The 19,940-nt window shown below is 34.2% G+C and carries 20 protein-coding genes; 5 read left to right on the forward strand and 15 right to left on the reverse strand.

Going from position 1 to position 19,940, the window contains the following annotated elements:
* Nucleotides 1-130: 130 nt before the first annotated feature.
* Nucleotides 131-760, forward strand: a complete 630-nt coding sequence (locus L1267_RS11010) for a cyclic nucleotide-binding domain-containing protein (protein WP_235382849.1) — start codon at nt 131-133, stop codon at nt 758-760.
* Between the two features lie 30 nt (nt 761-790).
* On the opposite strand, the gene L1267_RS11015 is transcribed toward L1267_RS11010, so the two are convergent.
* The 3 genes from L1267_RS11015 to L1267_RS11025 are packed head-to-tail and all read right to left on the reverse strand — an operon-like array spanning nt 791 to nt 2,607.
* Nucleotides 791-1,543 carry a hypothetical protein gene (locus tag L1267_RS11015; protein WP_235382850.1) on the reverse strand — a complete coding sequence of 251 codons (753 nt, stop codon included), beginning with the start codon at nt 1,541-1,543 and terminating at the stop codon, nt 791-793.
* Nucleotides 1,544-1,553: 10 nt separating this feature from the next.
* Nucleotides 1,554-2,099: a hypothetical protein gene (locus tag L1267_RS11020; protein WP_235382851.1), complete on the reverse strand. Its 546-nt coding sequence runs from the start codon at nt 2,097-2,099 to the stop codon at nt 1,554-1,556.
* A gap of 1 nt (nt 2,100) precedes the next feature.
* A complete protein-coding gene (locus L1267_RS11025) occupies nt 2,101-2,607 on the reverse strand; it encodes a hypothetical protein (protein ID WP_235382852.1) in 507 nt (168 codons plus the stop codon).
* A gap of 80 nt (nt 2,608-2,687) precedes the next feature.
* Between L1267_RS11025 and L1267_RS11030 the strand changes: the two genes are divergently transcribed.
* Nucleotides 2,688-3,263 (forward strand): hypothetical protein, encoded by a 576-nt coding sequence (locus tag L1267_RS11030; protein WP_235382853.1) that lies wholly within the window; start codon nt 2,688-2,690, stop codon nt 3,261-3,263.
* A 145-nt stretch (nt 3,264-3,408) separates the two neighbouring features.
* Here L1267_RS11030 and L1267_RS11035 read toward each other — a convergent pair whose 3' ends face one another.
* From L1267_RS11035 to L1267_RS11060, 7 genes are all read right to left on the reverse strand, one after another.
* Nucleotides 3,409-3,915, reverse strand: a complete 507-nt coding sequence (locus L1267_RS11035; protein ID WP_235382854.1) for a hypothetical protein — start codon at nt 3,913-3,915, stop codon at nt 3,409-3,411.
* A gap of 13 nt (nt 3,916-3,928) precedes the next feature.
* Entirely contained in the window at nt 3,929-5,515 is a 1,587-nt protein-coding gene (locus tag L1267_RS23760; protein ID WP_235382855.1) for a GGDEF domain-containing protein, read from the reverse strand.
* Nucleotides 5,516-5,598: 83 nt separating this feature from the next.
* Nucleotides 5,599-6,045: a prepilin peptidase gene (locus tag L1267_RS23805; RefSeq protein ID WP_442960559.1), complete on the reverse strand. Its 447-nt coding sequence runs from the start codon at nt 6,043-6,045 to the stop codon at nt 5,599-5,601.
* The gene (locus tag L1267_RS11045; RefSeq protein WP_235382856.1) at nt 6,020-6,664 is read right to left on the reverse strand and encodes a glucosaminidase domain-containing protein; all 645 of its coding nucleotides are present in this window, start codon (nt 6,662-6,664) and stop codon (nt 6,020-6,022) included. Before L1267_RS11045 ends, L1267_RS23805 begins: the two co-directional genes overlap by 26 nt.
* 15 nt (nt 6,665-6,679) lie before the next feature.
* Nucleotides 6,680-8,866 carry a preprotein translocase subunit SecA gene (locus L1267_RS11050; RefSeq protein WP_235382857.1) on the reverse strand — a complete coding sequence of 729 codons (2,187 nt, stop codon included), beginning with the start codon at nt 8,864-8,866 and terminating at the stop codon, nt 6,680-6,682.
* A 66-nt stretch (nt 8,867-8,932) separates the two neighbouring features.
* Nucleotides 8,933-9,187: a hypothetical protein gene (locus L1267_RS11055; RefSeq protein WP_235382858.1), complete on the reverse strand. Its 255-nt coding sequence runs from the start codon at nt 9,185-9,187 to the stop codon at nt 8,933-8,935.
* A 108-nt stretch (nt 9,188-9,295) separates the two neighbouring features.
* Nucleotides 9,296-9,502, reverse strand: a complete 207-nt coding sequence (locus L1267_RS11060; RefSeq protein WP_235382859.1) for a hypothetical protein — start codon at nt 9,500-9,502, stop codon at nt 9,296-9,298.
* A 3-nt stretch (nt 9,503-9,505) separates the two neighbouring features.
* Here L1267_RS11060 and L1267_RS23765 point away from each other — a divergent pair, with 3 nt between their 5' ends.
* Nucleotides 9,506-10,735, forward strand: coding sequence for an adenylate/guanylate cyclase domain-containing protein (locus L1267_RS23765; RefSeq protein ID WP_235382860.1), 1,230 nt, complete (start codon nt 9,506-9,508; stop codon nt 10,733-10,735).
* A gap of 614 nt (nt 10,736-11,349) precedes the next feature.
* Here L1267_RS23765 and L1267_RS11070 read toward each other — a convergent pair.
* The gene (locus L1267_RS11070; RefSeq protein ID WP_235382861.1) at nt 11,350-12,957 is read right to left on the reverse strand and encodes a hypothetical protein; all 1,608 of its coding nucleotides are present in this window, start codon (nt 12,955-12,957) and stop codon (nt 11,350-11,352) included.
* A 166-nt stretch (nt 12,958-13,123) separates the two neighbouring features.
* Between L1267_RS11070 and L1267_RS11075 the strand changes: the two genes are divergently transcribed.
* Nucleotides 13,124-14,662 carry an ankyrin repeat domain-containing protein gene (locus L1267_RS11075; RefSeq protein ID WP_235382862.1) on the forward strand — a complete coding sequence of 513 codons (1,539 nt, stop codon included), beginning with the start codon at nt 13,124-13,126 and terminating at the stop codon, nt 14,660-14,662.
* Nucleotides 14,663-14,721: 59 nt separating this feature from the next.
* On the forward strand, nt 14,722-15,939 hold the full coding sequence (locus tag L1267_RS11080; protein WP_235382863.1) for a hypothetical protein: 1,218 nt from the start codon (nt 14,722-14,724) through the stop codon (nt 15,937-15,939).
* Nucleotides 15,940-15,979: 40 nt separating this feature from the next.
* Here the strand turns inward: L1267_RS11080 and L1267_RS11085 are convergent, their stop codons facing one another.
* From L1267_RS11085 to recJ, 4 genes are read right to left on the reverse strand one after another with little or no spacing between them, the layout of a single operon-like run.
* Complete coding sequence (locus L1267_RS11085; protein ID WP_235382864.1) at nt 15,980-16,762, reverse strand: tetratricopeptide repeat protein; 783 nt, start codon at nt 16,760-16,762, stop codon at nt 15,980-15,982.
* Complete coding sequence (locus L1267_RS11090; protein WP_235382865.1) at nt 16,759-17,334, reverse strand: ankyrin repeat domain-containing protein; 576 nt, start codon at nt 17,332-17,334, stop codon at nt 16,759-16,761. Before L1267_RS11090 ends, L1267_RS11085 begins: the two co-directional genes overlap by 4 nt.
* Nucleotides 17,334-18,056 carry a hypothetical protein gene (locus L1267_RS11095; protein WP_235382866.1) on the reverse strand — a complete coding sequence of 241 codons (723 nt, stop codon included), beginning with the start codon at nt 18,054-18,056 and terminating at the stop codon, nt 17,334-17,336. Before L1267_RS11095 ends, L1267_RS11090 begins: the two co-directional genes overlap by 1 nt.
* 42 nt (nt 18,057-18,098) lie before the next feature.
* Nucleotides 18,099-19,928 carry a single-stranded-DNA-specific exonuclease RecJ gene (gene recJ, locus L1267_RS11100; protein ID WP_235382867.1) on the reverse strand — a complete coding sequence of 610 codons (1,830 nt, stop codon included), beginning with the start codon at nt 19,926-19,928 and terminating at the stop codon, nt 18,099-18,101.
* Nucleotides 19,929-19,940 lie beyond the last annotated feature (12 nt).

A 19,940-nucleotide genomic window follows, 5' to 3' on the forward strand; every position in this document is an offset into this window, starting at 1 on the left:
TGTTATTACTTTATTGTTTACAAATCTACCAAATAACATAAAAAAGTCAAGTTAAATTAATCTCACTTTTACTTTCTTTGTTTTAAATTTAGCCATAAAATTGCAGTATATTCAGATAAGGTGTTTTTTTATGAGATACATAGGCGTCAACAATATTTTTTCAAATCTAATTAGTTCATCAGAAATCATTGAGTTACCGAAGCATAACCCTGTTTTCTTAGAGGGAACAGTCGCTGATTCATTTTACATAATTCTTGAAGGGAGTGTTTCTGTTCACAAAGAAAAAGATTCATCAACTTTTCTCATAGGAGAATTGGGCAGGGGTGACATCTTTGGTGAATTGGGCTTATTTGCTGAAGGTCACAAAAGAACGACTCGAATATCATGTAAAGAGCCAGTTAAATTAGCAAAGGTTAAATACGACTACTTTAAAAAGTATATCAAAACAGATAACGAACCAATGGTTTATCTTTTTAATATGCTTTCCAACAGGCTAGAAGAAACCACAAGTCGTACAGAAAGTATCGTAACGCAAGATGTAATTCATCGGGTATGGAGTCTTCTTAAAGAGCTGTCACAAAAAGATAATGCTGTTACACATCCAGATGGTAAATCAATAAGAATTTCGCGCAAAGAAATTGGGCAAATGATCGGATGCTCTAGAGAAATGGCTGGTAAAGCCGTGTCAGAACTTAGTGAACAAGCAAAGATTTCGTATGTCGGGAAAACCATTGTTGTCTTTCATAAATATTTAAACTAGTTTTTTGTCCCTATGTATCGCAAGCAGATATCACTTCTGCTTGCTTCTGTGTTCATTGTAATAGTTCGTTCTGGACCGTCGATCGGTATACTTCTGGAATCGCGAGTAGTTAGGGTCAAGCCCTGTATTCCTCTCATATTCTTTACATGCATCAGAGTACTCAATCCTCAGAGCATCTGAATCTTTATATCCATGTAATACACTTATAAGCCACAATGAGAATGTGGCCTTCATATATGATTGCCATTTCTTAAATTTTTTCATTCTAGGAAGGTAGGTTAGGTGCAATAACTCTACAAATGCTTTTTTATCCTTGTTCCAGACACCTAATAGCTTAAGATCATGATTTATTAAGTTATGGATTTTAGAGCCATGAAAATAGTCTTCACAAAATTCTTGAACTTCATTAGCTGGAAAAAACATTAAGTATGTGTGCATATAATTTCTTAACACAAGCGGGTTTTCATGCAATAGAAATTTTTGATTCTCAAGCTTGGTAATAACTTTTCTTTCTAATTGCTCAGTAGTTTTTATATCAAGAGAGCCTTCATTGACCTTTTTTATGAGGTCATAAAACCCATCTAAAGCAAGAAAATAATATTGCAAAAGTAAATAATCTCTCAACCCATTAGCTGTGGCAAAACTACGTCGAAAGCCTTCTTTGTCAGCTTCTATGCTAGCTACTTTCTTCTTTTTGAATGGGGGCTGTACAGTGTATTGCTTATTATCTATCTCAATCAACGCATTATAGTTATAATTGTGCATATGAATGAAAGTAAACATTGATACCTCCCTAAATTAATAAACAGATTAAAAAATTCATATTTATAGCAATTAAAGATAGTGCGGGATATTTCAAATTATCATATACAAATGCCCTATGACTTTTTGTTATTACGCTATCCCAATAGTTTTCTCGATTAAAGAAAACCTTTACTATTTTACCTTTAAATTGAGCTACATTAGCTGTTTTGAATGCTGGATTTAACATCAATTGCCCAAGAGACAGCCATGTTTTTGAAGTGCTAAATCGATCATTCATGTATTCAATATCTTTAATTCTATATTTATATGTTAATTTATATGATTTAAAGATAAGGAACGATTTCTCTTCTACTTCTGTTATTCTGCCCTCAACATAAGGCCAACCTTCATCTCGGGTTTCTGAACGAACAGTATTTAAGATCAAGGCAACAAAAGTTATCAATATAGAAGAAAAAATTAGAGAAATCCCAAGTAATTCACTGGTACTCATTGATGTTAGGGTGTCAGTAAAATAATACGTGTAGAAATATATTATAGAAAATGCAACTGACAATATCGCAGATAATTTATTCATACTACCTCACTAAAGGTTTTGAAATGTCTATCGAACCATTTCCACCAAGGGATTTATCCGAACCACTGTAATTGTCCCATATGGGATGATCTTTATTTTTGATAGCAAAAGATATCAATGGAATTAAGAGCAAGCTTCTTTCATTCATGAACTCTCGCAACCTTTCTTCATACACAATGAGGGATTTTTTGTACTGAGTCCCGGCATACAAATCAACTGTATCCAATGACCAATAATCCTTATCCTCTAAAGCTTTTTTTGATTTAAATACTACCTTACCCACTAACTTATCTTCGCTAAAAAATGACACATCAAAAAATAATGCTCCCATCGTATAAGCACCTTTTTTGTGAGTAAACTCTATCTTAGTAGATAAACCGTTTCTGACCTTAAATTTAGATTTTAATAAGACATCAGAAATGGCCAGCCATACATTATTTGTCTGAAACTCGCTTATTATACGGTTCTCACCATCATTTTCTAAAATAAGATATCTTATATTTCCCAAAATGTTGCTTCACAATTTGAAATCTGTAAAACTACAATAGCAAAATTAAATTCTGTTTAAAACTTATACGGTGGGCAAGTATGCTAAATGTTATCTTTACGACACTTTTTTTATCATCATCAATTAATGCTGATGATTCTATCATTCAAAACGTTAGTTCTTTGCCAATTATGGAAAAACAGGTTCAACAGATCAATTCTAATAGAAATGACACATACCTGAGATATAGCGGTAATGTTGAGTTATCGGGTTCTGTTAATAATGTAAGACTGTTTAATGGAAAAGACGCCTTGAAAATTGAAATCACATACACTCTGGATGTGGACAGTGAGACTGTTGATTATTCGGAAATGATTAAATATGAAGGTGAACTAAATCCATACTTCGATTATACAGTAGATAAGTTAGGGTTCTACCCCGCCTCTAATAGTAAAATTTATAGCATATCTAATAATGACTTTACTCAAACAGAAATTAGTAACTCAGAATATGAGCTAATCAAATCATATTTCGAAGATGCAATCAAAAAAAGCTATATTGAAGGCTTAACTCAATCAGAAATTAGAGATGCTGAAAAAAACTTTAAGTACTCTAAATACGTATCAAATAATGATTTGGAAGGGCATCAAACTATTAGCTTGCATTTCAAAAGATAAGCTTACCACTAATCTGCACATCTTTGGATTCTTCCGTAATATCAAAGGTGAATTACTTTAATACCTTAATAAACCCTAAACGCCAGAATTGATAAATTCTGGCGTTTAGGGTTTCAAATGAATAAGCTTAATGAAAAGTCTGTTTTTATTTCGAGTTCACTTCGTTTAATACACTCATTGCATCTTTATACGTTAAATTTAAAGCTTTCATAACAGATTTAGTTTGCTTTAGGTGAAAACGAAATAAGTCTTGAATAGAGTCAGATTGTGGCAAAAACTCAAGTGCAGACTTTTCATTCAACTTAGATACATCTACATACACCTTTTTCATTTTAATGAAGCTAAACATCTCAACCTGATCATTTTTATTTTTAGCTTTCTGAATGTCAATTAATGTATTTAGAAGCGCCAAAGAAATATTTTCATTTTCTAATAAATGTGTATCAAACAACTCTTCGATTAATTTGCCACTAGGTAAATAATTTAGTGCCTGTTCCTTAGTTAATCCTTCAAAATTGACGTTTTCAGATTGTTTTGTTTTATAATTGTAGAGTTCAGAAGCTACTTCGACGCTTTGAGATGAAAATGAATTTGTAGAAAATAGAACTGTAAAAAACAACAAACATACAGAAAAAAAACGTGAATTTAACATATAAATACCTTATTTAATTATCTTTTAACGTTAGAAATTGCTGATCTAAGCAGACAACAACTTTATCTCGACCTCTATTTTTAGCCATATAAAGCGCCCTATCAGCATCTTCAAATACTTTTGACGGGTAATCAAGATTACTTGAGAACTGTGACACACCAGCAGATATTGTTATCTTGATTGGCTCATCTCTGCCTTTTAACTTAAACTCTCTAGATGCAATTTGGTTTTTAATTTTATGGGCCAAACTTGCCGCTACTTTGTTAGTAATATCAGGACATATCAGAACGAACTCTTCCCCGCCATAACGAGCAAAATAGCATGACTTTGGAATCATATTGACGGTTATATCAGCGACGCGGCTAATTACCTTATCGCCAATAACATGGCCAAAATTGTCATTTACGCTTTTGAAGTTATCAATATCAAAGATAACAAGAGCTAAGGTGTTGATATTATTTGACTTCAAGCGTTTAATTTCTGATTCCAATCTCCGAGTGTAACCCTTTCTGTTACCGACCTTAGTTAGTTCATCAATTAGTAATTCATCGCTTGCTGTACTGATCTGTGTATTCAGTTTTTTGATTTTGCCAACAGCTGTATTCAACTCATTATTAAGCGAGTTAATTTTGTTTCTATTTGATAAATTAACCTTTTGTTGAACATTAACATACTGTTCAATTAATTCATTAACGCTATCAATCGACTCTGAAAGTAAAGCATGACTCTCTTCGACGCTTTTACATTGTTTAGCTCTTAATCTTAGAGTCTCTAATTTTTTGGTAACATCATCCTGCATTGTGTCGGTATTATTACTGGAATGAATAGATAATTCTTGTAGTGCAGCTGATTGGCTACACATCTCCAAAACTTGCTCTTGAATAGACGCAAGCATCTCCTGTGTATGCAGGCCTGAACGGCTAATTATTGACTTCAAATAATTAGACAATTCGCCCATAATTTCAAGGGATGTGAAAAACGTATTTGCTTTGCCGCCCACTTCTTGAATTCGTGAATGAAGGTTCCTAACCGTTTTATCTGTTGGGTAAGTATTTATCAAAGCATTACATATGCTCTTCAGGTCTCTGCCAAGCCTTAGGGATGCAGATTGGACATCTGCCGCGACTATATTTCCGCCATTGTGCTTTAAATGATCGTGGTCATCGCCGATTATTTGTTTAGACTTCTGCCTTGCACTCTCACTCTCACGACTAAGAGAGTTAAGCGCCTTAGTCATTGATTCTAGGATTAAAGTAACATCGCTTTCTTGTTCAGAAAGTAATTTAATGCTTTGATCTATTGCATCTCTACTATTAGGATCAATGTAGTCTAAGTTAATAGTTTTTAATTTACCAAGACACTTTTTAAATTCATCAGAAATTCGGCCCGTTTCTTTCAAGGCTTCTGACTTTCTAACTTTAACAAACGCACTAACCGCCTGAGAAAACACAAATGTAGCTTCTGATTTATTAATTTCAGTAAGCATTCGGTTAATTCGACCGTCAATTGATGGGTACTCTCCTTCCAAACCTTTTAAAAGCTGGGCGAGAGAAACCTTCATCTCTTTTACAGTGCGTTCTGTTATTAAATCTGATGTCACGAAACTAACCTAATTTCCTCATGTTTGCGCAGCCTATTATATCTGATCGATTGAAAAAACTCCAATCGAATCAGATATAATTGTCATTTTTTTTGAGGCTGAAAGAACACCCAGCTAATTAATATAGAGACTATTGTGGAAATACAAAAGTATAGTAATACATTATTTGATAGCCCCCATATAAGCACAGGCACACCGTAAAGCATACCATTCACAACCTCTAAATATAAGTGTGACTTATCCAGCCTCTTACTGCAACATGCTGTTTTACCACGCAAAATTAAATACCCTGCTACAGGTACATTATACCAAATGGGTATCGGGGTATGACAGTAGTCACAACCTGATCTTAGGGTAAGCACACCAGCACTCGTTTTCATTCTGTATATCAGAAAATTTAAAAGACTTCCGATACAGCTACCCATCAAAAAGAAATATATACTAAAAGATATTGGGTACAGAAATGACATCTCACGTAAATCATTGAAAAATTGATACATATTCTCAATCCAAATATAAAAGATTTTCATTAGAAATTATTGATAGAACTTCTTTGTAATCGGTTGAGTTTTTATCAATAATTAAGTGCAATAATTTTTCAGTCTTTAATGAGTCATTCTGTTTCATCAGCTGTGCTCTTGCATCTCTAAAACTCTTGTAGTCTGGACTCGTATTTAGAAGTTCAATATATGCTTCGATACCATCCTCAATAGACTTGTATTGTTTGAGTTGGCCATTTAATTCCACACCAAATGGGTTATTTAGGTCCATCAAAACAGAGTTAGTTCCCCACGTTGTTTTGTGAATTATTAACCCAGTTGCCATACCTAGTGGAATTAGGTTTACACGCTCTAATAGTTCTTTGATGTCTGCATTTTCTAGACCGTACTTTTCCGACATCGATTTAATGTAATCTCTATCCGAGATTGATAAACTATCTTTTTCACTTATTGAAATTAAGCGGGTTCTATTGATATCAATAAATCTCATACTATTGCCCAAAGCAAACTTAGAGAAGTTTATAAAGCTTGCTTTGTACTCTGTGAGTTCTACGCCAGATTTATACTCTGGCGGTACACTTTTTTGAATAAATGAGTAAGACGAAAAGCTCGTTAATGCTATTAACGGTAAAATCATGTATAGCTTCATGCTACCCCCTAAAATTTACAGACAGTGATTACGAATATCTTCATCGTATAAGTTCAAGAATATTTCGAAGGTTCTAAACAACTCTTTCTTTACTTCGACACCCATGTTATTTACTACAGCCCCTCTCAATCCTATATTTGACATAATATCCTTAACTTTCAATCGATAATCTTCATATGCACTATCAAAAATACATAGTGCTGTATCACGAAGTTCTACGGCCTCATCCACTGTTAAAGACTTTCCGGCAACTGAACTTAAGTAGATACTAAACTCTTCATCAGAAGAAAGAAGAAGTTGCTTTCTGATGTCGAACACTATGTCCCTCTGTGACTCCATTTCAGACAGCATCGAAAATAACAATTTTCTACTTTTAACCGCTTCTGAGTGAGCTCTTTTTTGGGCTATTGTAAGTGACTTAGAGATCCCTTTGTTCTGGATAGGTAAATTTACATTCACACCGGCGTCAATTAATAGCTTCTTAATAGAAGAGGCTTTGTACGGTGCCAAAATTTCATCGTCGAGAGAGCTGATAATAACTGTCTTTCCTACATCACCTTGTCTACCCGAACGACCAATTAGCTGTCTGTCGAGTTTAGCCAAATACTGCCTTCCGTAACCAATTACCAATAAGCCACCAGCATCAATCACTTTTTGTTGGTCTACTTTTTCAGTACCACCAAGAATGATGTCAGTACCTCTACCAGTAATGCTTGTTGAAATTGTAATTGCGCCTAGCATGCCTGCTTTTTTGACAATCTGTGATTCATTTAATGGATCAGAACTTTTTATTTGATTAAATGAAATCATCAACGAATCGAGTGAACTTGCTATTTCATTAGCTTCACCTTCGCTTCTTGCACTTACTAATACAGGTTGACCTTTTTTATGTGCTTCTAGGATCATTTCAATAGTATGCTTTAACTTACTCTTTTTATCTACAAACAATAAGTCGCCCACATCATTTCTTAATAATGGTTTATTTCTTTCGATTACAACTATATCGGCTCCATACAAGTTCGCAAGCTCTTCTCGGTCTTCTACTAATGTGCCAGACATGCCTAGTACCATGTTAAAGAGAGACACAAAGCGTTGAACAGAAATCGAAGCTAGCGGCGCATGCTCTTCTGTAACATTAGCCTTTTCTTTAATTTCAAGCATTTGTTGTACACCGCTATTATAAAACTTACCAAAGGCAGCACGACCACTGTCCCTGTCTAGAGGAACCACACTATTTTTGTGTACAATATAATGCTTACCGTTTTGGTATTCATACATTGCTCTGATAGCAGATTCAAGTGCTACAACTTTCATTAGATTAATCGCGTTATAAAGTTCAAAGTCATCCGTGATGATAGATTTTGAAATTAAATAGTTTTCGTACTTAGAGTAAGTCGCGTCTGAAATTACAAGTTCGTTACTAATTGAATATATAACAGCATCATAATCTGTGTTTGAAATATCTAACTCTTGCTCTGCATTTGTAAAAACATTAAGGTCCTTTACGAACGCTAACGCATTCATCATTGACTCAATATCCAAATCTACAGGCTTTGATACTGTAATCGCATTAATTGCTTTATCAAGCAAAACACTGTCGGCTTCATCAATAAGTAAAACATCTGTCTTAATATCAATAAAAGTATCTACACTTTTAGCCATTGCAGAACGTAAATAATCCATCGCAATTTCTGAGAGGTCACAAAAAATAATATCTGAAACATAGGATTTAGATTTTTCTTCGTGAGTGTGATTGTGTTTTATTAATGAAGTATCCAGACCTAGGAAGTCAAAAAACGGCTTATTGAAATTGTAGTCTCTTTCGCTTAGGTATTCATTTGCTGAAGATATGACTACTTTTCTTTCTTTAATGGCAAGAGCAGCTGATGCTAATGAGAAAACTAATGTCTTGCCTTCACCAGTTTCCATTTCAATAAACTTTCCATCGATTAATGCCATAATTGCTTTTATTTGATTTGGATAAGGCGTCATTCTTAAAGAACGTGTTGCCACTTCACACAGCAACGCAACAAGAAGCTCATTATTGACATTATTTGTCTTACTTAAAGAATTTTTCAATTCTTGGTCGCTTTTTTGTGTAATATCTTTAATGTGTTCAATTACATTCTTTGCCTGTTTTGTGTAGGCTTTGATATTAATTTTGTTCTTTATGTTGATAATTTGTTTTACGATTGAAAGCATAAGTACCTCACTATAATTTGTGAGGATATTATTTGATAAGAGATGCTATGTAAAGTATCTTTGAGATTATATAAATAACCAAAACAGGTACATCGTCATGAGTATAGTTAGAATCTTCATTAAGAGCGTTTTTTGTTCAATTCTAGTCATTTTCTTAACGTTACAGGTGAAGTTAGCTATCGGTAATGTTGTTTCACCAAAGGTGGCCGGGATATTTTCAGCGGCTTCATTATTAATGATAATATTTTTTGCCTTGTCATTAACTCGCGACATCCGAAGTGTCTCACCTACAACATCCAATATAACCATCACAGTCGCCATATGGTGTGTAATTTACCCAAGAATTGAGTTAGATAATTTTAAGTTTTATATGGACAGTTACCTTTTTTTTGGTCAGAATTATATTTTAAGTATTTTTAGTTAAGCTACTTATGGACTGAGTATTTTTTTAAATGAATCGAATTGCTCAGCATTAAGTTCAATCGTGGTGGAATCTTTTATATTATTGATTCTGTTTATGATTATCTGAGTCATTACTGCTTCGAAAGGTTCGCCATCTTTTGGGCATCCTTTTTCCTTGTAATGTTCTAAAGCTTTTTTTGCATCACTAATGTGAATTCTTTTAAAGGTTGTCATAACGTGTCTTATTTTGATAATTATAAACATAGCTTCTACCAAGAGAATATTATCTTATCTATCTACATTGGCAGTATTTTTATTGTAGGTATGATCACTGACACAATGCCAGACATCCCTCTTTATTGTCTTGTTATTATATCTTTTTATCCACACTTTGTGGAGATAATGATGTCATTTTTTAGAAAGCATACGAGCTTCAATGAACTGTGGTTAGGAGTTTGTATTAATGCAACTGCGTTTCCTTTTATTGTTAATGGACTATCTTTTGAGCTAACAATCTCAGGCATCTTTCTATTGCTAATTTCATACCAATCACTAGTACATTTAGGCCTCTCTGGATGGGGAGTTAGCTTATTGATTATTGCAATAGTAGGCATTCTAGTACTTTACCATGAACCTGTCATTTTAATAGAAAGAGCCCCATTCCAGCTTTTAATTATAGCATTGACCTCAGCCCTTGTATTTATGTTTAACTCAGCTGGCAATGCTTATAAGAACGTTTCATCAATAAAGAGAAATCGTGAGGAACTCAAGGAGCTATACAGCAAAAACTCAGCATGGGTAAAAACTATTTCTAAATACCTTTCACCTAAGATTGTTAATCAAATACTTTCTGATGAATCTCAAGAGATTAAAGGTTATACCCGAAAACCATTAGCAATCGTTTTCTCTGATATTGTTGGATTTACATCCATGTCAGAAAAAACTGAACCTAATGAGCTTGCATTTTACTTAAATGATTATCTATCCACAATGTCTGATATCGCCTTAAAGTACGGAGGAACGGTGGATAAGTTTATGGGTGATGGTATTATGATTTTCTTTGGAGATCCGCATTCAAATGGCAGATTTTCTGACGTATGTTCTGCAATAAACATGTCCATAGAAATGCAGAACCAGATGAACACTTTAAATCAAAAATGGGAAAGTTTAGGTTTGAATAAGAGCTTGCAGATAAGAATCGGTATTCATTACGGTGAAGCTACTGTGGGAAATTTTGGCTCTGTTTCTCAAATCAATTACACGGCAATTGGGGATTCAGTTAATAGAGCATCTAGGCTCGAGCAACTAGCAAGCCCAACCGAAATTGCAGTATCTCACGAAATTAAAGACATCGCTAAAACTCGATATGTATTTATAGATAAGGGCAAATTTGAACTAAAAGGAATAGATGCGCCGGTATCAATTTACAATGTTAGCTATAGTTCGGCAGATAAAATCCTAATATGAGATAATTATCACAATATTTTTGATAGCTCTACTAGGAAAGATAATTTAAATTAACCTTACAAGAGAAATTTCTTTCCTTGTAAGATGCATATTTGGAATTTGTTATGTTTAACGAAAAAGAAATGATGTAGTATGCTTAACTTTAATTATAGCAATTAAATTTTTTATTTAATTGTTTTAAACAGGATTTTTATCATGAAAAAAGAACTACAAAGTAAAGACGTATTAAAAACTATCTCAGGTGGCCGTGGTGGCGGTTCAGGTCTAATTTTCCCTCCTAAGCGCCCAGAAGGTGAAGAGTAGAACTTTAAAGCCTAATGCCGAAACGTATTAATAACTTTATTTGATACTTTTGCATAACAAAAAGTCAGCAAGTAGCTGACTTTTTTAGTTTTACACTTAACATACTTAAAAAGTTGATTTAAGGGCCAGTAAAACCGTTGTCATTAAACTTACCACCTTTCATGGCTGTCTTTGTTGTAACTATGGTTGAACTCTTCATTAGTACCTCTCATAAATAAATATTGGTTTAGGTAAAGCAACTTAATTTCACAATTAGCTCATTTCATGTTGCTATAGAATTTTTCATCATTATTTTTTTGTAATATTGGATTTTAAGGCTCTCTACTATTATAGTTATTCGTTCTTGTCTGATTTCTTTTGTTAGATAACGCTATTCCGCCAAAATCTGAAGCAAGCTCGATCAAATATGATTTCGTGAAGTCGGCCTTAATTTCATCTGCACTTACGCTTTTCCCTATTACACTATCTGATAAATTACTGGCAGATAGTCCGTTTGAATAAGCGTTACTCATACTTTCAAAAACATTTTTCCTATCTTTTTCGACACATACCCTTAAGTTTTTTAAGCTATAAGCTAAAAACCTGCCAATTGATACAAAAGATGCGTTCGTGTTTGATTTAAGCTCGTTTTGAATAATAGGTTTTGCAATATGTTCTTGAAAAAGTTGTAGCGATAGACTTCTTACATCAGTCGCCGTTGCGCTTTTTTCATGCATTTCTACTCGATATTTATCAACCATTGAAGCATATCTTTTCAGTAGTAAATGAGGTTCAGTTGAATATCCTCTTTTTTCCATTGTAAAGTCAGGAAAATCCCACACACCTGTGTCTTCTGATTTTAAGCTGAAATCTAATCCCTTTCTGATTTGAATCTTCGCGTTTCGCAAAAATGTCGGGTCTTTTAGAGTTTCTTTATCAATTCCAGAGCGTAACAGTGAATTCTCAATTATGCCGGGAATTTCATCGGCTGTATTGCCAAATGAAAGTGGCCTTGTATCCAACTCCTGTGTAACTCTAAATAAAAACTGAATCGTCCTATAGAAATCTGTATTCTCTTTAAACCTTAAAACTTCTGATTGGATTACCTTTAAAGCAAAAGCATGCCTTTCACCTTTTACCGCTCCACGACTTAATGGGTCTGTTATACAATCTTCGATTTGTTTTGCTCTACGCCTTTTAAACTGTTCGTATGACAAAGCATCTCCATTGTATTTTGAATAATCCATAACTTGTAAAGAGAAATGTCTTTTTATGATATTGCTATCACCATTTTTAGCTCTCTCATCAAGCTTTTCGAGCATTTGTATATCTTTAGAAGAAAGGTTTCTCTTACCAAGTGAAATTATATCATCATACGTTAAGGCTCTACCTTCATTCACCTCAAACTCAGGCTTAAAGCCTGTGTTAAGATCATGACTGGGCATTAAGTATCCACGTGATATATTTTTACAGTTAGCATCACCATTAACGCCAGCCATAAGATGAATGAAACAGTTTTCCCAAACATCACTTCTAATAGGCTTTTCGAGTCTGATGGCCATTCTATGCTTACCTGAAAAAGTACTATGTATCAGATAATCAAACCCTTGAAATTTTTGTTTTGCCTGCTCTAATGAACCTTCTTCATCTAAGTCTAAAAATGCTGTCGTTATATGAGTAATATTGAGACTATTACGGTACGTTTTTTTTGCGTTAGTTAGTGATAAGTCATCATCTTTGGCCCACTCATTTCGAGGCTTCCAAATTACTGGTATGAGCTGCTCTGATTCATCTTTTTTATAGAGCCCTTTTGATCTAGACATCAAAGTTTTGAAATCATCCCATGACATCTCTTTGTAACCTTCTTCGATATTATCGCTGTATTGGTCTTTGATGATTGTGAACTTTACTTTTTGTCCTTTAAAATCTTTGAGAAGCATGACTTACCTAAATAGAAATTATCTTATTATTGAATTATACCACAAACGTCACAAATACACGACATCAATACATGAAATAAAAATGTGATTTTAATAGAAAATAGATTTTAAAGGATTGATAATTCATCCATATGTTATGGTTTAGAAATGAAACAGAGAATGCTGTATGGATAACTCTAAAAAGAACGAAGATATTAACTCTGCTTATTACTCTTTATTGGCTCACTTAAGCCTAGAAATTACTTCTGTTGATTTGTATGAGATAATTCGAAAGCACAAATTAGACATGACTCGAATTATCCCGGATATCGGCTTATCTATTTTGCATATAGTTTCTCAAAAGGTTACAAATTCAGCATATCTTCTTTTAGAGGATGCATTAAAAGATGCTTTAATAAAACCCGAAGATTTCCGCTTAAGAGATGAATCAGGACTAACACCACTGCATCATGCAGTAAGTAGTGATAATTACTTTATCTTAGAAGTGTTTTTGAATTCAAACTTTGATATTACTTCATACATTAACGAGCAAGATTCTTGTGGTGATACACCATTGCATATAGCAGTAGAGTATTCTAATGAACGTTTGGTAGAGTTGCTAATTGATAATGGTGCAAGTACAAAGATACGTAACGCAGAAGGTAATCTTCCGATTGATATAGCAATGAATAAAGATGATCGTTCATGTCTAAAGATTTTGTCAGAAAAATCGAATATGAATTCTAATCAGGTTTTGCTTTATGATGCTGACAAGTTAAATTCAGACTTGGATAAAATTAAAGATCAGAAAAGTGATCAATTCACTTCTTTATCTAATTTTATCGAAGCAAACCCTGTGGTAAAGAGTCGTTCATGTATTCAACTACCAAAAATACATGAGCTCGACAAACTATCATTAAAGTTTCCTAACTTTAAGGAAGTCATTGATTATTTAACTTCAGAACTATCATTAGCCTCATTTACCGACTCAATGGCCGTGCAATTTAGACCTATTTTAATGTACGGAGCTCCGGGACTTGGTAAATCTAGGTTTATAAGAGAAGTTGCTAAAATTCTATCTTTAGATTTAAAGCTTATTGATGGTGGAAGTGTTAGTTCTAGTTATTCCATCGCGGGGATCAACCCATCTTATAAAGCCGCAAAGAAAGGTGCCGTTGCTGAATTTTTGACTGATAGTAGTATTGCCAATGGCATTATTTTTGTAGATGAAATGGATAAAATGTCTGCAAGTTCTGAAAGTAACCAATTTGGTCCTTTGCATACACTCTTAACGCCTGAAACATCTGCAAAGTTCAAAGACGACTTTTTAGGTTTTGAGCTTAATGCATCTCATTTGAACTGGGCGGCTGCGGTAAACGAAATCAATTTAATACCTAATAGTATTCAAGATAGATTTAAGTTGTTTGAAATTCCTACTCCAACTAAGGATGAGGTTAATATCATTCTTGACTCAATTCTTGAAGATATCAAAAGTGATCAAACTTATAATTGGTCTAACTTTATTGAACTAAAAATACCTTCTGCAATTAGAGAAAAGTTACTATCGTCTCCAGTTCGAGAACTCGTTCAAACAGTCATGGATGCCATTTCTACAGCAGCTAAAGAATATGTTTTTTCTGGCCAAGCAATGAACAGAAAAATACAACTTAAAGAATCACATTTTTCTATAAAAAAAGATACTAAAAATCCATTCGGGTTTTCATAGTTATTTACAAATAAAGATATTTATGGTACGCTTGACTAAAAATTGTAAGTAAGGAACCTATGATGACAGAACTAACAGGTATGGCCGTATTTCCTGCAAGATATGTAGTGGAAGAAGATTATAAACAGAGCTACATGATTGCACGTGATGTTCGGGACCGATTGGTCAAGATTCATATCTTACCTAATGAAAATACCGTATTGAAATCACAGCAAAGTTCTTCGTATACGATTCCTCTTATCTCTGAATTTGCCAAAACAAATAGACGCGCATTATTCTCTTGTATAGCTGATCCAAAAAACTCTAAAAATTCACCTTTCGGTATTTTGTTATGTGAACAAGTAACTCAAGTAGATAATTCAATGCATAAGGGGCATAGTTTCCCAACTTATCATGCTAAATGGGCATCTATTCTTCGCCCAGACAACGAAGAGCCTACACCGGGTTTAGGTATTGGTTATCTTGAAGTTAACTATGTTTACCCAAATACAAGTCCTGACAAATCATTTCAGGCAGTTAGTCGCCTTTTAAGTAACTTTCATGAAATAAAAAATAGTCCTGCCATTAACCCTTTAGATCGTGAAACAATGTTAGCAAAAGAGGCTGAAAGAATTTTTCACGCTCGTGAAAAGCGATATGCTTCAATAATTATTAAGCATAAAGAGATTCAAGAGAATTTGTTTCCTCAATATTTTGATGCTCAATTACTTCGAAATATTATTGAAAACTTAGTGTCAAAATACCAAGTAAATGGCCGCTACGGAATGGCTTTAATAAGAGTTAGAGTCGGTGAAAACGTTTTATTAAAGCACTGTGCTAAATACTCAATGGGTTATGACTACAAAAATAAACAAGTCTATACCTTAGATCAGGTATGGGAACAGTTTTCTAAGTATGAATTGAACAAGCTTATGTCTGCTTCTAATATAGCTAATGTTTCATTTGATATTATACCGTGTCAGAAAATCTTTTTTGGTCCCAAAGGTATAAGTAAGTGTGATAAAGACTTGATGCCATTCTCAAAAGAAGGGGTAGTTAATCCCCCTTCAAAGGTAATGAAACAGTTCATAGATGCTTCGTGCCACAGAGATCCAACCATCGACCTAAACAAATCATGGTCTTTCTTGGCCAGTTACGTAGGTGTACGTACAGCAAGAATAGAAAGTGGAAGTTCCTCAGGTAATGAAATAGCAAGTACCATACACTCATTCTCTCGTGTTGTAGGTAATGCAATAACTATTCGTCGTGATTTAAGTTGCTTTCAATTATCTAAATAAAAAAATGGCCATAGAATTTGTTCTATGGCCAAGTATGACTTTAATGGTAGGTAAGTTTGGAAAGCTTTAAACTTGCATCCTCAGAGCCCTGAGCTTTCGCATATTCAAGCAAACGAATACCTTTCTCTCTGTCTTCCTGAACCTTCCATCCATGGATATAATAACCCGCTAATTTAATTATAGCCGGGATGTATCCCTCATTAGCTCTAGCTTGAACATGATCGTAATCGTCATATAGTTCTTGATGTGTGTTTCTAATGCTCGCTAGTAATGAAATGGCTGGTGTATAGCCCTTTGATGACGCAGAGTTTAGAAGCATGATAGCAATATCTCTATCTCGCTCCAGATACTTACCTTCGATCAATAGTTGAGCCGCTATGTATTCAGCCTCTTCTAAACCTAATGATGCCGAATGATAAATTAGATCTGCTCCATATTTTTTTACTTCTGTGCTGTATCTAAATTCATCATTAGCATCAAGATAATGAAGACCTAGACTAAATGAAGAGTATTCACCATCACTGGCGTTCTCCAAAATCTCAATTCCTTTTTCAATATCTTTCGGAAATGATTTACCTTGCAAATATAAATTACCTAAAACAAAGGATGCTTTATCATCTGACTTTTTAGCTAAAAGTTTAATTTTTTCAATTCCACCAGCATACTGAATTATTTGGTTCATTAAATCTAATTGAACTGGCATGTTTTCACTTAATGTTGAATAATTGATATATTGATCATAAGTGATTGGGTCAGTAGTCACTTCAGCACAAACTGATATCGAACTGAGTAGTGATAAACTTAACATAAATTTCTTAATCATGGGGTTAATCCCTCGGTTTGATTTTCGTTATCTTTTTTCTTTGGTTTTAGTACGTCTTTATCAAGACTATACTGTTCAATAATATCCGCATTCAAATGACAAGCATATCTTCTTGCAACATGAAGAGGAGTGTTTCCGCGAATATCTTTTTCATTTGCATTCACGCCTTGAAATAACAAGAACTTCATAAATTTAGGATTATCTTTTTTGGCTGCAATATGTAGTGCATTATATGACTTTGATTTGTATTCAGCTAATGAGATGATATTTTCTTTACTTAGAAGAGTTAAGTGATTTTGCATGTGCTTTTTAATGAGGATATCAAGTACAGTTTCACCTTTTGTGTTTGTATGGGTTTCTAGATTTCCCATTTCACTATATTCTAATAACCTTAAGAATATATCGGGATCAACATCATCTTTTGCTAAACGGTGAAGTACACTATCGCCAGTTCCAATATCAGTCGGAATTAAATCGTCTGGATATGACTCTTTTAAATTCAAATAAACATCATCTACAGCGAGCCTGTGGGCGGCATTTGCTACCAAGTTGAACTTACTATCACCTAACATTAGATCACCTCATCAATTCGACAACAATATGTTTCCACTGTGTTACTAATGCATGCAATTAATGCTTTCTTAGTACACTCTGTTAAGTACCCATATGACTTGAGTTGGTTATAAATTACTGTTTTTAGACCAAGGGATGACAATGATTTGGCTTTAGACTCTGTCCGCTTGGTTAATAAAGCACTTTCAAACTTTGCTGATGGCGAAAATAAATTAGGGACCTTCTTTACCCCTGCTTTTTCAACATTTTTAGCCTTAATGACCATGTCATATACCATGTCATATTTAGTATTCTTTTCATTTTCGATAAAGTTCGTGATTTCTTCTGCTAATAAACCGGCCTTTTTTTCAGTTATCTTTTCATCTTTTTTGGTTTCAAAAAATCGCTCTAAACTTGTCTTTATGTCAGTATCAACAAAAATTGTACGAACAGTGCAGTCCCAATCTTCAGCAAATGTTAGTATTTCATTTAAGTTTTCATGATTTAAATATAAAACAGGTATTTTTTCAGAATTAATAACTTCTGTTACATCAGTTATAGCAAAATACATCTCATGTTTATTTGATTTTGAATAAAAGTTTAATACAGAGAGCTTATCTGTTCCGCGCTTACGTTTGGGTTCAATGAGTTTAAATTGTTCATTGAATTCGCCAGCTACCCTTCTTGCATACACCTTCTTACCGGCAAACGGTCTGCCGCAAACAATTAACATATTACTCATAAATAACCTTAAATTATTCTTATTATTTATGAGTAATTTTATTTATCTCTGAAATAACTTGCAAGCATCAGTAAGATTTCTAGAGGTCTTTCCGGCCCCCTCTTTAGTGAAGGATCTCTCAATATTAGAATTTGTGGCAATTTCTGTATCAACCAACTCAATGTAATCAATAAGGAACTGTAATTTTTCATCCCTAAATCTATTAACATCCAGCTTGAAAATAATTTTTACACGGCCAGTAAAAGGATTAGTACCCTCGTTCTCATCAATGCAGTTGAATGCTATACCTTCAAATTCTGCACCCTCTTTTCTAAGATTTACTTTAAGATGCTTTTCGCCAACAATCTTCCAGCCGATAATATCAAATGTTCCTGAGAATATTGGTAACTCAAAATTTTGTCCCCAAGGACCAAAAGACTCTATAACTTTTGCATTTCTCAAGGTTAAAGCTCGAACAGGTGGTTCATCTATATCAGTCGAGAATACGCCGCTTCGGACTTCATCGATTAAACTCTCCGAAACATATTTATTGAAAACATCACAGAACTCATCTAAGTGCTCCTGATAAATACTTAATCCAGCAGCCATTGCATGTCCACCAAACTTTTTAATAATATGCGGATGTTTTACATCAATTTCAGCAAGTAAGTGCTTTAAATGAGTTCCCTTAACGCTTCTTGCTGAACCTTTAACGAGGTTTCTCCCATCTTCAGGCTCACAAGTAGTAAAACATATGACCGGGCGATTGAGTTTTTCTTTGATTTGGGATGCTAAGATACCAATTACACCTTCATGCCATGACTCATCAAATACAACAATTCCATCCTTATCACTTTCAATATTAGTCGCCTCTTCTGCTTGCTCCATCATTGATTTTTGTGTTTCTTTACGATCAATATTTAACTGATTAAGTTCCCTCGCGTACTGAAGCGCTTCTTCGTAATTTCGTGATAGGAGGCAATTAATACCAATTGACATATCTGACATTCGACCAGCTGCGTTAATTCTAGGCGCTAAAGCAAAGCCAAAATCAGTCGCCGTGAGTAATTTGTGATCCTTACCTGATACGCTAATTAAAGCCATTATACCGGGTCTTGCAGCACCGCGACGAATAATATCTAAACCAATAGATACTAAATTACGGTTGTTTTCATCTAATGTTACAAGGTCAGCAACAGTACCAAGCGCTAAAAGGTCCATTAAGCTTTTAATATTTGGATTTGGTATACCGAGAAGGTTAAAGTCACCTTGATCTCTCATTTTAGATCTGAGGGCCATTATGACGTAAAAAATAACACCGCAACCAGCGATATTCTTTGATTCAAACTCACAATCTTTTCTGTTTGGATTAACAATTGCTTCAGCTTCAGGTAGAGGCCCATCAGGCGCTAAATGGTGGTCAGTTATAACTATTTCACAGTTAATAGCCTTTACAGCAAGAGCTCCTTCAATGCTAGAGATGCCGTTATCTACAGTTATGATTAAATCAGGCTCTAAATGCTTTAAGTCATTAACGATCGATGGTGTTAGACCATAGCCATGCTTTTGGCGATCTGGAACAACATATTCTACATTTTTGGCGCCGCACATTTCTAAACCTTCCACAGCAATTGATGACGACGTTGCTCCGTCACAATCATAGTCACCAACTATAACAATTTTAGAATTAAGTTTAATGTGCTTAATAATACAATCAACGGCTTCATGTATGTCTTTCAAACCCCATGGCGAAAGAATGTTTTTAATATCGTATTGAATAGCACTAGCATCTGTTACCCCTCTATTTTGTAGAATTCGATCTAGGAATGGGTTGTCAGTCATCCTGTTATTATGAACAGGTTTCTTTTCTACTATATTTCGTTTTAAAAACATCGGGTTTCCTAT

The sequence above is a fragment of the Pseudoalteromonas sp. OFAV1 genome (assembly GCF_021532595.1).
Classification (GTDB): Bacteria; Pseudomonadota; Gammaproteobacteria; order Enterobacterales; family Alteromonadaceae; genus Pseudoalteromonas; species Pseudoalteromonas lipolytica_C.